Annotated in this window: 15 protein-coding genes and 1 other annotated feature; of the genes, 5 read left to right on the top strand and 10 right to left on the bottom strand. The window is 42.0% G+C overall.

Features of this window, described 5'->3' with window-relative positions; genetic code table 11:
* Positions 1-70 precede the first annotated feature (70 nt).
* The 4 genes from rplT to nox form a co-directional block, all read right to left on the bottom strand.
* Positions 71-430 (bottom strand): 50S ribosomal protein L20, encoded by a 360-nt coding sequence (gene rplT, locus IGJ45_RS02035; protein ID WP_142976959.1) that lies wholly within the window; start codon positions 428-430, stop codon positions 71-73.
* 61 nt (positions 431-491) lie between these two features.
* Positions 492-692 (bottom strand): 50S ribosomal protein L35, encoded by a 201-nt coding sequence (gene rpmI / locus IGJ45_RS02030; protein ID WP_003128650.1) that lies wholly within the window; start codon positions 690-692, stop codon positions 492-494.
* A 60-nt stretch (positions 693-752) separates the two neighbouring features.
* Positions 753-1,274 (bottom strand): translation initiation factor IF-3, encoded by a 522-nt coding sequence (infC, locus tag IGJ45_RS02025; protein WP_003128645.1) that lies wholly within the window; start codon positions 1,272-1,274, stop codon positions 753-755.
* Positions 1,275-1,322: 48 nt separating this feature from the next.
* Positions 1,323-1,444: a sequence feature (ribosomal protein L20 leader region), on the bottom strand.
* A gap of 191 nt (positions 1,445-1,635) precedes the next feature.
* Entirely contained in the window at positions 1,636-2,970 is a 1,335-nt protein-coding gene (nox, locus tag IGJ45_RS02020; RefSeq protein ID WP_003128643.1) for a H2O-forming NADH oxidase, read from the bottom strand.
* A gap of 337 nt (positions 2,971-3,307) precedes the next feature.
* Here nox and IGJ45_RS02015 point away from each other — a divergent pair, with 337 nt between their 5' ends.
* The gene (locus IGJ45_RS02015) at positions 3,308-3,943 is read left to right on the top strand and encodes a pentapeptide repeat-containing protein (protein WP_003128642.1); all 636 of its coding nucleotides are present in this window, start codon (positions 3,308-3,310) and stop codon (positions 3,941-3,943) included.
* 4 nt (positions 3,944-3,947) lie between these two features.
* Here the strand turns inward: IGJ45_RS02015 and IGJ45_RS02010 are convergent, their stop codons facing one another.
* Complete coding sequence (locus IGJ45_RS02010; RefSeq protein WP_003128641.1) at positions 3,948-4,850, bottom strand: magnesium transporter CorA family protein; 903 nt, start codon at positions 4,848-4,850, stop codon at positions 3,948-3,950.
* Positions 4,851-4,945: 95 nt separating this feature from the next.
* Positions 4,946-5,590 (bottom strand): deoxynucleoside kinase, encoded by a 645-nt coding sequence (locus IGJ45_RS02005; protein ID WP_003128640.1) that lies wholly within the window; start codon positions 5,588-5,590, stop codon positions 4,946-4,948.
* 414 nt (positions 5,591-6,004) lie between these two features.
* Between IGJ45_RS02005 and mvk the strand changes: the two genes are divergently transcribed.
* Genes mvk through fni form a run of 4 tightly spaced genes read left to right on the top strand, consistent with a single transcriptional unit; the run spans position 6,005 to position 10,065 of the window.
* Positions 6,005-6,937, top strand: coding sequence for a mevalonate kinase (mvk, locus tag IGJ45_RS02000; RefSeq protein WP_003128639.1), 933 nt, complete (start codon positions 6,005-6,007; stop codon positions 6,935-6,937).
* Complete coding sequence (gene mvaD, locus IGJ45_RS01995; protein WP_005472717.1) at positions 6,930-7,949, top strand: diphosphomevalonate decarboxylase; 1,020 nt, start codon at positions 6,930-6,932, stop codon at positions 7,947-7,949. Before mvk ends, mvaD begins: the two co-directional genes overlap by 8 nt.
* Positions 7,946-9,025 (top strand): phosphomevalonate kinase, encoded by a 1,080-nt coding sequence (locus tag IGJ45_RS01990; RefSeq protein WP_003128637.1) that lies wholly within the window; start codon positions 7,946-7,948, stop codon positions 9,023-9,025. Before mvaD ends, IGJ45_RS01990 begins: the two co-directional genes overlap by 4 nt.
* Positions 9,025-10,065 carry a type 2 isopentenyl-diphosphate Delta-isomerase gene (gene fni / locus IGJ45_RS01985; protein WP_003128636.1) on the top strand — a complete coding sequence of 347 codons (1,041 nt, stop codon included), beginning with the start codon at positions 9,025-9,027 and terminating at the stop codon, positions 10,063-10,065. Before IGJ45_RS01990 ends, fni begins: the two co-directional genes overlap by 1 nt.
* Before the next feature lie 179 nt (positions 10,066-10,244).
* Here fni and celB read toward each other — a convergent pair whose 3' ends face one another.
* The 4 genes from celB to pnp all read right to left on the bottom strand — a co-directional run bounded on the left by celB (position 10,245) and on the right by pnp (position 16,235).
* Positions 10,245-11,606: a PTS cellobiose transporter subunit IIC gene (gene celB / locus IGJ45_RS01980; RefSeq protein WP_003128635.1), complete on the bottom strand. Its 1,362-nt coding sequence runs from the start codon at positions 11,604-11,606 to the stop codon at positions 10,245-10,247.
* 3 nt (positions 11,607-11,609) lie between these two features.
* On the bottom strand, positions 11,610-13,001 hold the full coding sequence (locus IGJ45_RS01975; RefSeq protein ID WP_003128634.1) for a glycoside hydrolase family 1 protein: 1,392 nt from the start codon (positions 12,999-13,001) through the stop codon (positions 11,610-11,612).
* Between the two features lie 160 nt (positions 13,002-13,161).
* A complete protein-coding gene (locus IGJ45_RS01970) occupies positions 13,162-13,929 on the bottom strand; it encodes a DeoR family transcriptional regulator (protein WP_003128632.1) in 768 nt (255 codons plus the stop codon).
* 188 nt (positions 13,930-14,117) lie between these two features.
* Entirely contained in the window at positions 14,118-16,235 is a 2,118-nt protein-coding gene (pnp, locus tag IGJ45_RS01965; RefSeq protein ID WP_117474719.1) for a polyribonucleotide nucleotidyltransferase, read from the bottom strand.
* Positions 16,236-16,363 lie beyond the last annotated feature (128 nt).

Below are 16,363 nucleotides of genomic sequence, written 5' to 3'. Positions count from 1 at the left end.
ATTTTGCTTAGCGGAAGAAACAAAAAACCCGCTCATTGAGCGGGTTCAATCGTTGTAGAACAACGTGAGTTTATTTGTTTAAAGCGTCTTTTGCTTGGTCAGCCAATTCAGTAAATGCTGTTGCATCGTTTACAGCCAAGTCAGCTAACATTTTGCGGTTGATGTCGATTTCAGCTAATTTCAAACCGTGCATCAATTTTGAGTAGCTTAAGCCATTCATACGAGCCGCTGCGTTGATACGAGCAATCCACAATTTGCGGAAGTCGCGTTTCTTTTGACGACGATCGCGGTATGCGTAGTTGTATGAATTCATTACTTGTTCTTTTGCTGTTTTAAATAAAGTGTGTTTAGAACCGTAGTAACCTTTTGCTAATTTTAGCACTTTTTTACGACGTTTACGAGTTACTGTTCCACCTTTAACACGTGCCATGTATAATTCCTCCTAATATGAAAATCGATAGTTGTTTGAATTTGTAAAGCCTGGGACGCAATTATTTCATGCGTGCTAATTGTTGACGGATACGTTTGTAATCGCCAGCTGAAACCATAGAAGCTTTACGCAATTGACGACGTTGTTTTTTTGTTTTACCGTGGAAACGGTGGCTAGTAAATGCACGGAAGCGTTTCAATCCGCCGCCGCCAGTACGTTTTACGCGTTTTGCTAATCCGCGGTGTGTTTTTTGTTTTGGCATAACTAATTTCCTCCTCAAAATCTTTCGTTATCTGACTTTAAACTGAAACTCAGTGAGTCATTATTTATCATTTTTTGGCGATAATACTAAGAACATGCTGCGTCCATCCATTTTTGGTTTTTGTTCAACGGATGCTAAATCAGCTGTTTCTTCAGCCAAACGATCCAACACTTTCTGACCAATCTCTTTATGGGTAATGGCACGGCCTTTGAAACGGATCGAAGCTTTTACTTTGTCCCCTTTTTCAAGGAATTTACGTGCATTACGCAACTTTGTGTTGAAATCATTGACGTCGATCGTTGGACTTAAACGAACCTCTTTAATGTTGATTACTTTTTGTTTTTTACGAGCTTCACGGTCTTTCTTCTGTTGCTCAAAACGATATTTTCCGTAATCCATAATTCTTGCTACCGGTGGTTTCGCATTTGGTGCCACCAATACCACATCAAGGTTTGCTCGTTCTGCAATTTGCAATGCTTCAGCTTTACTCTTTACACCAAGTTGTTCGCCGTTTTGATCAATCAAACGCAATTCACGTGCACGAATGCCGTCGTTTACCATCATATCCTTTGCTATGGTCATTCACCTCCGAGTTTTTTGAGAGAAAGAAAAGCTTGTCGATTCGAAATCAGACAATAAAAAAAACGAGTTCTTCACGAACCCGCACGTACTCCATACACAAAATGTAGGAATCCTATTCTGCCCAGCGATACAGTCACTCAGGCGAGAAGCGGGTGCTTCTGCTTTAATTTCTCAACTTTTATAGTATACTGCTTTTTTTAGTTCTTGTCAATGATTTTCATGATTATTTCAAAAAAGAGCGCTTAACAAAAGTGACCAGCCACCTGAAGTTTCGGCTTGGTTCCAAAGAAGCTACTTCTAATCGTTTATTTGAAAAAAGAAGCTGCGACAAGATTTTTGTCACAGCTCCCTCAGCTATTTATTATTCAGCTTTCAATGCAGCCATTGTGATGTAGTTGTATGGTTGATTGAAGTGTGGTAAGAAGAAGATATCAAGTAATTTCATCTTGTCGATGGTTACACCTTCTTCAATTGCTAATGAGAACATGTGAATTCCCATAGCGATTTCTGAAGTACGTGATGCCATTTGGGCACCAATCACCCGACGTGATTCTTCTTCGTAAACAATCCGGATTTTCACGGTATCGTTTTCTTTCATGAATCCAGGTTTTTGCGTATCTTCATAATCTGAATACTTCACTTTCACACCGTTACGTTCTGCTGCTTCTACGGAAAGACCGGTAGAAACCATGTTGTAACCAAAGATTGAGATTCCGTTTGATCCTTGGACCCCAGTTGATTCCAATGATGTACCGCCAATGTTATGGCCAGCTACGATCCCTGAGCGAACGGCATTTGTTGCTAAAGCGATGTAGGTCGTTTGTTGCAATGCATTTGAATAAACCGTTGCACAGTCTCCAACCGCAAAAACATCTGGGTCACTTGTTTGTTGGTGACGGTCTACCAAGTAGGCACCATTCGTAAATAGTTCCAAGTGCTCTTTGCCTAATGTATTGTTTGGCAAGAAGCCGATCGCATTGATCACAAGATCCACTGGATATTCTCCATTATCCGTTACCACTGCTTCTACTTTGTCGGTTCCTTTGTATTCTCGAGCTAATTCACCAAAGTGCAATTCGATCCCATGCTCTGCTAAGTTTTGATCCATGTCATCCGTGAACCATTTGTCATAGTAGTTTGGTAATGCACGGTTAGCGGCATCAAATAAAAGAACGTTTTTACCACGACGTTTTGCAGCTTCTGCAATTTCCACTCCAATATAGCCGGCCCCGATGACAGCAACATTTTTTACTTCTTCAGCTGCTAGTTCTTTATCCACAGATTGGCCATCTTGGAATCTCTTCAAGAAATGAATATTGGCTAAATCACGACCAGGTACTTTTGGCGAAATTGGTACTGAACCTGTTGCTAAAACAAGTTTGTCATATGTTTCTACCACTTCTTCACCATCTTTTGTTACTGCATGAACCGTTTTTTTCTCAAAATCAATATGGTCAACAGTTGTTTCCATATAGATTTTTGCTCCCTTTGCCTCAAAATCTTCCCGTTTTGTATAGAATAAGCCTTCATACGAATCGATTTGACGTCCAACCCATAATGCAGTCCCACAACCAAGGTAACTGAGGTTTGTATTCCGATCGATCATTACAACTTCTTGATCTTGGTAATTGTCTAATAAGGTATTTGCTGCGGCAATCCCTGCGTGGTTCGCACCAATAATCACTGTTTTTGTCATGGAAAAATTTCCCCCTTTTGTTTATGGTTTCATTATAGCTACATTGTGAATTTAAAAACTATCAAGATTTTCGCAAACCGTTAAAAAAATGACAGTTTTTACTGGTTATTGCCGAATTATCCTTGAATTATGCTTCTGAAATGAAGATTTTTCTTAAAACAATTCATAACCTTGTGAATATAAGCGTATTTATTTTTCATAAAACCTTGCTATTTCAGCAACTAAAGTTAGCCTATTGAATTAAATTCACAATCTATCCATCAAACATCTTTGCACTGCTAAAGGCATCGCTCAAAACATGGTATACTATTAAAAAAACAAAATTTTGAGGTGCAAAATGAAAAAAAAGCAGCCGGATCCTCTTTTACCGATTATTGAATACTCAGAAACAAAAGATTTTTATCTTGAAGATGAAGAAATTTTTGAACAAGCTTTTTTTACAGAAACTGATGCCAGTTATGACGCTTGTACGGGTCTCATTTTAAAACAGTGCCACTTGAAAAAGGTCACCATGCAAAAGACAAGACTAGAGCATTGGGAATGCCAAAATGTTTTCTTTGAAAACTGCGACTTTTCCAACATGGAATGTTTGGGCGCTAGCTTTCATCAAGTACACTTCAAAAACTGCAAGCTGACCGGTACAAATTTTGCAGAAAGTTATTTTCGTGACTGTACATTTGAATCTTGCGTCGGCAATTTTGCTTCCTTCAGCAACACCAATCTCAAAACGATCCGCTTTGCAGAGTGCCAGCTGAATGACACAGAATTTTACGAAGTCCAATGGAAAAATCTCCAGTTGCAGCACAATCAGCTGACAAACAGTAATTGGTTCCGAACCAAACTCTATCAGCTGGATCTGCGGACCAATCCTTTCCAGAAAATCGCTCTTTCGCAAGAATTGTTGCGGGGATTGATCGTTGACCAAGAACAAGCATTAGTGATTGCAGCGGGGTTAGGTCTAGTGATTGACTGAAGCATCACTTGATTCTGCGCCAGAGTGCAATCAACATCCATCCTGACAAGACTAAACTGATCAGCAGAGCGATTCCCCAGCCAAACACGGTATTCGTGAAGGGCAATGGAACGTTCATGCCAAAGAAGCTGGTAACGATCGATGGTACCGTCAGCAACAACGACCAAACAGTCAGGAATTTCATCGTGTCGTTCAAGTTGTTGTTCAACAAATTATTGTACGTACCTGACAATTGTTCCAGAATTTGAAACGCTAACTGAGTCATTTCAACGGCTTGTTTCGCTTCGATCAGTGCATCATCCAACTGCTCTTTTTCATTGTCGTCCATTAAACGAAAGAACGACAAAGCTTTGATCTGTTCTAATAAAACGGCATTTTGTTTCGTTGCCGAAACCAGATAAACGAGTCCGATCTCCAAGTCAGACATCTCCAACAAATTTTTATTGGTGGTCTTTTCCCGCAGCCGTTGATTGAGATGCACGCGATCGCTATTGACTTCTTCGACTAAAGGAAAAAAAGTTCCTGAGATCAAAAAAAGACTATTAAAAAGAAAATGAATCGGTGTTTGCAAAGGATTTTGCACGAGTATCCGTTCCATCATCGGAATCACATATTGTGTATTTCTCGAAGAAAAAGTAAACAGCCGATCTTTTTTTAAGATAAACGTCATCGGACTTGTTTCAAAATGATTGTCTTTCTTTTCTTGTTGAGGTACGTTGAACACCAACAACAATGCTTGATCATCAGTATCGAACTCCACACGGGCACGTTCATTCTTGTCTAATGAGTAAGTTAACATCTCATCAGTCAACTGGTGCTGTCTTTGTAAACGCGCAATACTGCTACTGTCTTGTTGATCCACTTGAATCCATTCATAACGGCCATTGTAAAATCGTTTTTTTTCCACTGGTTTCCCTCCACACGTTACATGTTCGCTTTCTTCTATTATAAAAGAAAACAGCTGGAATCCCCACTTTTATGGGCTGGACTCCAGCTGTTGCTTTATTTGCGCACTTTTGCCAGTGCTTCGTCGACCATCGCTAATACCTTTTGGGCTGCTTCTGGATCTTCAACAAAGTTGAATTGATCGCCGTCGATTTGGATTTTTGGACTTTCTTGGTATTCTTCATACCATTGATCATACCGTAGATTCAATTCTTGATAATAGTCATACAAGGTAGGATCAAAGGATAACTGTTCATATTCCCGTCCCCGTTTATTGATCCGTTCTAACATAGTTTCAAAAGAAACCCGAATATGGACCAATAAATCTGGATGTTTTTTATGAGCTGCATAAGGCAATTCTTCCAACATGTTGGCCAATAAATCATCATAAACCCGAACTTCTGTATCCGTTGCTCGCCCTAAATCAGCATTCAAATGGAAAAGCAGTGAATCTTCATAAATGGATCGATCCAATACATTATTATCATCATTCAATGCTTTTTTGATACTATCAAAACGTTTATTCAAAAAATAAATCTGCAATAAAAAAGCATATTTATTTGGATCGGCATAAAACAACGGCAGCACTTCATTATCATCGATTGACTCATAAAATGCTTGACTGCCTAAATGATCAGCTAACAATGCAGTTAAACTTGATTTTCCTGCGCCGATAGTTCCTGCTAATACGATCACGCTCATATCCCCCAACTCACTCATCACTAAATATTGTATATTTCATTTGCGTAATCAACTATACACTACTAGATATTGTATCGTCAACCCAGCGCTTTTGAAGCATAAAAACAAAAAATTTTCAATAAAAGTTTAAATATTTTCAGTTTTTTACGATTTCTTTTTCGGAATGCTTAACGAAACAGCCTTCTTCTAGTAAAATAAGAAAGAATCTTTTATTCGTTTTTCTGCGAACTTTTCTGTTCTAACGGAAAAACAAGGATCTATGATGAAATCACTAGTAATTATTAAGTAGATTGCAGCTTAGTTTAAAAGAATGACTCACAGGATCAAAGGGGAACCTTTATTTTTTTGCCTGCTGCTTCCTCTGAGACATTCTTTTGACTTCTGCTGCAGTTCTAAGAGAAATGAGGATAATGAATGTCACTCGGTACTGGCATAGCTACAGGGAAAATCATATTAATGGGTGAACATTCGGTCGTCTATGGTGAACCCGCCATCGCTTTTCCATTTGCTGGCGCAAAGGTCCACGTGACGATCACTGCCAGCCTAACGAATGATTTAACCTCCAATTATTACCACGGCCCACTAGAAGAAGCTCCTTCGCATTTAAAAAATGTGAAAGAACTTCTTCATCGCTTGCAGCAAGACCATCAAACCGGTCCCTTTTCTGTTTCGATCGTTAGTACAATCCCTTCAGAACGAGGAATGGGTTCAAGTGCGGCAGTTGCAGTTGCGTTGACTCGGGCCTTTTTTGATTGGCAGCACAAAGAGTTAAAAAAAGAACGGCTATTGGATTATGTCGATTTTTCTGAGAAAATCGCGCATGGAAATCCTAGCGGTATTGATGCTGCAGCAACAAGCGGCAACGAGGCGATCTACTTTACCAAAGGGCAGCCGATTACTTCTTTTCCATTGACGATCGATGGCTTTTTGTTAGTCGCCGATACAGGGATCAAAGGTCAGACCCGCACAGCTGTCAAAAGCGTCGCGCATCTGTTTGAAACGCAAAAACACCAAACGAGTCAGGCTATCAGCCGCTTAGGTTCTTTAGCAAAGACCGCTAAAGAAGCTATCTTACATAATCAGCTGACGCAGCTAGGTCAGGCAATGACCCACGCACATGAGACCCTCCGGCAACTAGGTGTCAGCAATCAAAACCTGGACGATCTCGTGTCACTGGCATTAGCCAACGGCGCTTTTGGCGCAAAACTGACGGGCGGTGGCCGCGGTGGCTGTATGATCGCTTTGACTCAAACAAAAACACAGGCTGAAGTGATCAGCCGTATTTTATTGTCCAATGGCGCCCATGCCACTTGGATTCAAGGATTAGGAGCTTACGAACATGTATAAAGGAAAGGCGCGAGCCTACACGAATATTGCTTTGATCAAATATTGGGGCAAGGAGAACGAAACACTGATCTTGCCAATGAATAACAGCTTATCTTTGACGTTAGATGCTTTCTATACAGAAACCTCTGTTACCTTTTCAGAGGAATATACTCAAGACCGTTTTTTCCTGGATGACAAACAGCAGAGTGAGGCTGCAACGAAGAAAATCTCCGCTTTTTTGGATCTTGTACGCGCAAAAGCCAATTGTCCTTTTTTCGCGCAAGTCAACAGCCGCAATTTCGTTCCAACAGCTGCTGGTCTTGCTTCATCTGCTAGTGGACTAGCTGCTTTAGCCGGAGCCTGTAACGCAGCACTTGACTTACAATTATCACAAACAGAACTATCCCGTCTCGCTCGGCGGGGATCTGGCTCTGCTTGTCGCAGTATTTTTGGCGGCTTTGTCGAATGGCATACTGGTGATGATGACACGTCTTACGCAACACCGATTGCTTCGGAAGGCTGGGAAAAAGAGCTAAGTATGCTTTTCATTTTGATCAACGACAAAGCAAAAGATGTTTCCAGTCGTGACGGGATGCGTCGGACTGTAGAGACTTCCAGCTATTATTCTGGTTGGCTAGAAAGCACACCACACGATTTGAAAAAGTTAAAGCAAGCCATCCGCGAAAAAGACTTTCAGTTATTAGGTGAAACGACAGAAGCCAATGCCCTAAAAATGCATGCCACTACTATGGCGGCGACTCCACCGTTCACCTACTGGTCTCCTGAATCCTTGCGAGCAATGGATTGCGTCCGTTCCTTGCGTCAAAAAGGGCTGGCCTGCTACTTTACGATGGATGCCGGACCAAATGTCAAAGTGCTTTGTCAAAGAAAAGACGAAGAAGCTATATTAACCCAGCTGAAAAAAGATTTTCATCCTGAACAATTAATCGTTGCTCACGCAGGACAAGGGTTGGTTGATTTACCAATGACAGTGACCGATCCGTCTATGACAAATGAAGGAGTGTCGAAATGATAGAAATCTCAGTCCCCGGCAAATTATTTATTGCAGGTGAGTATGCGGTCGTTGAACCTGGACATCCAGCGATCATCGTTGCGGTGGATCAATTCATCAATGTGACGATCGAAGGCGCCCGCAAAAACGGCAGTATCCAATCTGCCCAGTACAGTGACTTGCCGATCCGCTGGACCCGCCGCAATGGCGAACTAGTACTGGACCACCGAGAAAATCCTTTTCATTACATTCTAGCTGCTATTCGTCTAACAGAAAAATACGCTCAAGAAAAAGGAACCCTGCTCTCTTTTTATGACTTAAAAGTAACGAGTGAGTTAGATAATTCCAACGGTCGAAAATATGGACTTGGTTCTAGCGGTGCAGTGACCGTTGCTACCGTCAAAGCACTCAACCTCTACTATGATCTAAAAATGGATCGCTTGACGCAATTCAAGATCGCCGCATTGGCCCATTTGGCCGTGCAAGGGAATGGCTCGTGTGGTGACATTGCTGCTTCTTGCTATGGCGGCTGGCTGGCTTTTTCCACATTTGATCATGAGTGGGTCTTACGAAAACAGCAGGAATGGACATTGACTCAGCTATTGACCAGTGATTGGCCAGAGCTTTCGATCCGTCCATTGATTGTCCCAAAATCATTGCGCCTGTTGATTGGGTGGACAGGTAGTCCTGCTTCCACTTCTGATTTAGTTGACCAAGTCTACCAATCAAAAGAAGCCAAAGAAAAGGGCTATGCCAAATTTTTGGCAGACAGCAAAGACTGTGTCAATCGTTTGATTGATGGCTTTTTAAATGAAGACAGCCGAACAATCAAAAAAATGATTACCGAAAATCGAAAATTACTTGTAGGATTATCTAGTCTGACTGGTGTAACCATTGAAACACCCGCTTTAAAGAAACTATGTGACTTAGCAGAAACCTATCGCGGGGCCGCCAAGTCTTCAGGCGCTGGCGGCGGGGATTGCGGCATTGTGATCGTCGATCAAAAAACCGGGATCTTACCATTGATGAGCGCTTGGGAAAAAGCCGACATTATTCCATTGCCGCTGCATGTCTATCATTATCGGGAGGAGATTTAATGAATCGAAAAGATGAACACGTCTCATTGGCAAAAGCCTTTCACAAGCCACGGTTGAATGATTTTGATGCGGTTCAAATTATTCACCAGTCCTTTCCCGAGATCGATAGCGCACAAGTCACTTTGGAAACGGAACTCTTTGGCCGCTCTTTCGCTACCCCTTTTTTCATCAACGCCATGACAGGCGGAAGTGAGAAAAGCAAAAAAATCAACCAAGACTTGGCTGAAGTTGCGAAAGCTTGTGACCTGATGATGGCGACTGGTTCTGTCTCAGCTGCATTAAAAGACCCAGCGCTGTCCGACACGTTCCAAGTCGTTCGCCAAGTCAATCCAGAGGGCTTTCTTTTAGCAAATGTCGGTGCTGGTAGTTCCGTTGAAAATGCCTTGCGTGCGATCGACTTATTTGAAGCCGATGCCTTACAGATCCATCTGAATGCCCCTCAAGAATTGGTGATGCCAGAAGGGGACCGTGAATTCAGCAATTGGCTAAGTCTGCTGGAACAAATCGTAAAGGCGGCTCCAGTACCAGTTGTCGTAAAAGAAGTCGGTTTTGGTATGACCCGAGAGACTATTCAGCAATTGATTTCGGTAGGCGTACAAACGATCGATGTTGCTGGTAGCGGCGGAACGAGTTTTACCCAAATTGAAAATGCCCGCAGAAAAAAACGAGAAATGGCTTACTTGAATCACTTCGGCCAATCGACGGTTATTTCTTTACTAGAAGCCAACGAAGTGCAACACTCCTTCACGACAATCGCTTCAGGAGGGATTCGAGATGCCTTTGATATTTTCAAAGCTTTATGTCTTGGTGCCAAAAGTGTCGGAATCTCTGCTACGATTTTGACCATGCTCTTAGATAAAGGACCTGAAGAAACGATTGCCACCATCCAGTCTTGGAAAGAACAGCTTCAGCTGCTCTACACCATGGTCGGACAAACCCTGACACAGGATTTGACCAATGTACCGCTAATTTTCTCCGGTTCTGTCAAAGACTGGTGTCATGCCCGGCATATTTCGTTGTCGGATTATAGTTTTCGCTAAAAAAGAGGCTGGGACAGAAATGTTAAACTCCGCAAAATAAGGAGGAATACACGGAAATTGCTTTTCAAATTTTGGGGTAGTTCGATTAATTTCTCGGAGTTGCTTCTGCTTCCGCCATTTAGACGTGTTTAGAGCGTGGGACAAAAGTGTTTTTTACTTTTGTCCCACGCTCTTTTTGTCTACTGATCATGGAGAGTCGCTTCTGCTTCGTTTGCTTGCTGCTCCGCAAAAAGTTTACTATCGTACATTCGGAAAAATGGATAATAGCAGACAACCGAAATCAATAAATTAAGGATAGCGATCAAGATTCCGCGAAAATCACCGCCAGTTCCAAGAAATGCTCCAATCCCAACAGGTGAGATCCAAGGAATCCCGGTGATCACTTTAGCTACAAAGCCAAAGGATGTAGCAAAATAAGCAATCGTCACATTGATCAGCGGTGTCACAATAAAAGGAATAATCAAATAAGGATTATAGACGATTGGCGCACCAAAGATCACTGGTTCATTGATATTGAACAATCCTGGAAGGATCGCCGCTTTGCCCAATACTTTCAACTGTTGGGATTTAGCTCGAAACAGCATCAACAAGACCAACCCTAACGTACTGCCAGCACCGCCAATAAAAATGTACATATTGACAAAATCACCGGCAAAAATGTTGGTTGCTCCATCGATGTTTTCGGTTAAAGCAACTAATAAAATAGGATTGATAAAACTGTTTTTGATGACGGCTGTTCCGTGAACACCAACGGCCCACAACAAATGAATCAACAACATGATTACAATGATCCCTAGCCAAGAACCTGTCAAATCTTTTACAAATTCAAATGGTTTTGACAACAAACCATGCAAGTCGGTATGAAAAACGGCTAAACAGCCATTGATCAGAATCATCAAAAAAGCAATAATAATCGCTGGAATCAGGGAAGCAAATGCTTTACTGACCCCATCTGGTACTCCCGCTGGCATTTGGATCGTGATTTTCTTTTTAACACAAAAACGATAGACTTGGGTTGCCAGCACCGCCGTAAGGATACCGATAAAAATACCGACCCCACTAAACCGTGTCACCCAAGAACCAAGTGCTACACCATTATAGATGATAGCTGTCTCTCCAGTTGTTTGAAGCAATTGTGCCCCACTATCTGAAATATCGACTTGAATGATCGTCATCAAAAATGCAAACAACCCAAGAATTGCGCCAACAAAGCTGCTCAATTGGAGTTTTTCTTCTTTGCGATAGATGTCCGTTAAATAATACGCAGTGGCTAAACAATAAAAGAGTGCGATCGAGCCGATAGACATAGTTGTCGCGACATTATAAAGCGGGGAAAATTTCAAAATCGTCTGTTCAAAAAAGCTGGCCAGCGGCGGAATAATTTGAGGCAGGTTATTGATGATCAAAAAAATCGAGCCAACGATCGTGAAAGGAACCGTGATGACTCCCGCTTGCATAATTGCCCGGATAAAACGCAAGTTAGCGACTTTATTTAATGGCGGCATCAATCGCTGCTCTAAAAAAGTAAAGACATGATTCATTGCTTATCCCTCCCAATGTCCGTTTTCGATCAACTTTTGATACCAGTAAAAACTATCTTTTTTCACACGCTTTTGCTCTTTTTCATCGGCATCATTCCGATCCACATAAATAAAACCATAGCGCTTTTTGATGCCTTCATGGACACTGATCAAATCGATCGCAGACCAAGGACTATAGCCAATCAATTCCACTCCTGACTCGATAGCTGCTAGACATTGCTGGATGTGCTGCTGCAAATAGTCGATACGGTAAGAATCATGGACTGCGCCGTTTTCTTCCAGATGATCTTCTGCTCCCAAACCGTTTTCTGTGATGAGGATTGGTAGATGGTAGCGATCATAGAGTGTTTGCAAAGTCGTTTTTAAGCCTAGAGGATCAATGGTCCAGTTAAACGCATTTTTCTTCAAATAGGGATTCGTAAATCCTTTATAAAACCCTCGTTCCATGATGTCTTCACTTTGTTGATCACTGATCCCATTCGTCATGTCTCCTTCCATCGTTGGCTGTTCAACTGTGACCGTTGTATAGAAATTCATAGCTACAAAGTCTGGGAAGGCACTGGTCATCAAAGCCTGATCCTCTGGGTGGATAGTGATCTTCACCCCATTTTGATTCAAGTAATCTTGAAAGACTGTATTGTAGCGTCCTAAGCAGGCAAAATCTAAATACGCCCAATTCCGAACGCTATTGAAATAAAGGGCCGCCTGATTGTCTTCCGGCTTGCTGGTTGCTGCATAAACAAGCGAGATATTAGGGACTGGTCCAATTTTTCCATTTGGAACGAGTTCATGGCAATGTTTGAAGGCAAGCTTTTCAGCAATCATCAGATGATGGAATTGCTGGTACTTCTCAGGTAGAGGAATCGTTTTGCCTAGTATCTTGCGATCGACTAAGAGCATGATATTCGGTTCATTGATCGTCAACCAATGGGTCACCCGATCACCATAAGCGTTGAACAATGTCTTAGCATAGGTTTCAAAAGCTTCAACTGTACTGCGATTTGTCCAGCCGCCTTGATCTTCCAATGCTTGTGGTAAATCAAAATGATTTAACGTAATAAATGGTTGGATTCCCTGCTTCAACAGTTCGTTGATGACAGCACTATAATGGTCCAATCCTTTCTGGTTAACACTTCCCCGCCCCTCAGGGTAGATCCGTGACCATGCAATTGAAAAGCGAAAAACTTTGATTCCTAGTTCTGCTAACAAGGCGATATCTTCCTTGTAGCGATGGTAATGATCCACCGCTACTGTAAAATCGGCGATCTCGTTATTGTCTCGGGGACGAGTATCTTGAACACTTAGTCCTTTACCATCCGCTAAATAAGCTCCTTCTGTTTGATGTGCGGAAATGGATGCTCCCCATAAAAAATCTGTTGGAAATTTTGATGTCATGATGTTCTCCTGTCTTTTTTAGTAAATCGCTTTCTGGTATTTAGGATAATCGTCTCCTTGATCAAAAGCAATAGCCGGACAAGAACTGTTCATGAAAGAATATTTATGAACGATTCTCCTTAATTGATTGTCTGAGAAAAGCTTCAATGCCAAATTAAAATCATAGCAGCGAAAACTGCAGACCTTGAGAAGAAAATTGCGCCGTCTCGATCTCTGTAAGTTGCCTATTGCTAAACAAGCGATTCGCCATAAACGTACGATCAATCATAAATCCTCGGACATGGCCGATATTTTCTCCTTCCGTATAGATGATTTTCTCTCCTTGAGTATGCTGAAGCATCGTCCGATACACAAAGGATTCACTTAGTGTCGTTGTTGTGATTTCATGGGAGTCGATTCCTGAGGCTTCAATCAAACACAAATCAGCCGTATATTTGCTGAAAGCCAGTGTCGCTATATCTCCGACTAACGCAGTGGAGTTGCTTTCCACTTCTCCTCCACACAGACAAACAATCGCCCGTCCTGGTTTTAGATCAATCAATGCGGAATGGTCATTGGTCACAATCGTTAAATCAAAATCAGCAACTGCGTGGATCAATTCTTTCGACCAGCGTCCAGCCCCCACAAAAATCAATTTCTTTTCTTGCAGCAAAAGGTGTAACGGTGGAAGCAGTCGCTGCCAAGGAAATTCTTCTACCGATCCAAGTTGCTGGGATTCTCTTTTTTCTGATTTCTTGATCCGTTTCACGCCGCCATAATAACGTTCAATCAACTGCTTTTTTTCCAGAAACAACAAATCCCTGCGAATCGTCACTTCTGATACTTGAAATCGATCCGCTAATTCTGAAACAGTCCCATAATCATACTTATCTAAGTAGGTGATCAAGGCCTCTCGTCGTCGAAAAACACTTCCCTGTGTGGCTTTCATTTTTTCACCTTCTATACGTTTTTTGAATTTTTGATTGCCCGACCTCTTTGAGTCAGTTTACCTTATTATCAGCGAAATGTCTGTGCCTTATGTCGTAAAAACCCCCCAGTAATCGAATCGATTACTGGGGGGTTGGACGTTGATTTACGTTTGCAAAATCTTCTCTTGCGGATAACTAGTTAAGAAAATTATTTCTTCTCTGCTTTATCGTCAGTCAATAATGCTTTGCGAGACAAATTAATTCGACCTTGTTTGTCGATCTCTGTGACTTTCACAAGAACTTCATCGCCTTCTTTGACAACATCTTCTACTTTGTTGACCCGTTCATTTGCAAGTTGAGAAATGTGAACTAACCCATCTTTGCCTTTGATCAAGTTGACAAAAGCGCCGAATTTTTCAACACGAACAACTTTTCCTAAATAAACTTCGCCAACTTTGACTTCTTTTGTTAGATCTTCAATGATCTTAATAGCTTTCTTGATCATTTCCGCATCAGAAGAAGCAATTGATACTTTTCCGTCTTGATCGATGTCGATCTTCACGCCTGTTTCATCAATGATGCCATTGATCGTGTCGCCACCTTTACCAATCACATCTTTGATTTTGGCTGGGTCGATTTGGATCATCTCGATCTTCGGTGCGTATGGACTCAATTCTTCCCGTGGCGCAGCAATAGTTGAAGTCAATTCATTTAAGATTTCCATCCGTGCTTTTTTCGCTTGCGATAGAGCTTCAGTTAAGATTTGCTCGGTGATTCCTTGGATCTTGATATCCATTTGTAAGGCTGTGATTCCATCTTTTGTTCCGGCAACTTTAAAGTCCATATCGCCTAAATGATCTTCCAATCCTTGGATGTCGGTCAAGATCGTATAGTTTTCGCCATCAGAGACAAGTCCCATCGCGATACCAGCAACAGGGGCTTTGATTGGAACACCAGCATCCATCAATGCCAATGTACCCGCACAAATACTTGCTTGTGAGGATGAACCATTGGATTCTAATACTTCTGCCACTAAACGGATTGTGTAAGGGAAATCCTCTTCACTTGGGATTACTTGCGCCAAGGCACGTTCACCTAAAGCGCCATGTCCGATCTCACGACGGCCTGGAGAACCGGCACGTCCTGTTGAACCAACTGAAAACTGCGGGAAATTATAGTGGTGGATGAACCGTTTTGATTCTTCTACCCCTAAACCATCAATGATTTGATGTTCACCCAATGGTGCCAATGTACAAGCAGATAATGCTTGCGTTTGCCCACGAGTGAATAGTCCTGAACCATGAACACGAGGCAACAGACCGATTTCTGAGGCTAATGGACGAATTTCATCCAATTTCCGGCCATCGGGACGAATTTTGTCGATCGTGATCAATTCACGGACAACATCTTTTTCAAGGTCTTCTGCGATTTGTTTCACTTCTTTTAGAAGCTGCGCTTCATCCTCATGACCCGCAAATTTTTCTGCATAAACTTCTTTAACTGTTTCTTTGACGTTGTCGATCTCGTCTTCACGAGCCAATTTTTCTTCGGTCATAACAGCCGTTTTCATTGTTTGATAGTAGCCATCGAAAATTTCTTTTTTCAAGTCAGCATCTACTTGAAGCAAAGTCACTTCCATTTTTGGTTTACCGACTGCTGCAACGATTTCTTCTTGGAAAGCAACTAATTCTTTGATTGCTTCAAAACCGAACAGCAAAGCGCCTAACATATCATCTTCAGAAACTTCTTTCGCTCCTGATTCTACCATGTTGATGGCTTTTTTCGTACCAGCAACCGTCAATTCGATATCTGTTTGCTCTGCTTGTTCAACGGTTGGATTCAACACATATTCCCCATTGACACGGCCAACTTCAACACCAGCGATTGGTCCGTCAAAAGGCACATCGGAAATAGACAACGCTAAAGAAGAGCCTAGCATTGCAGCCATTGCTGGTGAGCAATCTTGTTCCACACTCATGACAATGTTTGTCACTTGGACTTCATTTCGGAAACCATCCGCAAACATTGGACGGATTGGACGGTCGATCAAACGAGCAGTCAATGTTGCTTCGGTACTTGGACGACCTTCACGTTTGATGAAACCACCAGGAACTTTCCCGACTGCGTACATTTTTTCTTCATAATTGATCGTTAAAGGGAAGAAGTCTGTATCTTTTGCTTCTTTTGAAGCAACGGCTGCACTAAGAACTACTGTATCGCCATAGCGGACGAGTACTGCGCCATTTGCTTGTTTGGCTAATTGGCCAACTTCAACTTGTAGCGGACGCCCGCCCCAAGTCGTTTTGAATACTTGTTTTTCTGTCATGATCTGCTCCTTTTTTTCTGAGCCAAGCAAGTCACTACTAAACAAATGAAAAAAGCGGATCGGTGCTTCCGCTGCTTTCATTTGGTTAGTAGGAAGCTGCTCGCCGTGTCTCAGAGATTCTTTTTTAG

This window comes from Enterococcus sp. DIV0574 (genome assembly GCF_051711125.1).
GTDB lineage: Bacteria > Bacillota > Bacilli > Lactobacillales > Enterococcaceae > Enterococcus_D > Enterococcus_D gallinarum.
This window is presented reverse-complemented; position numbering and strand designations above follow the sequence as displayed.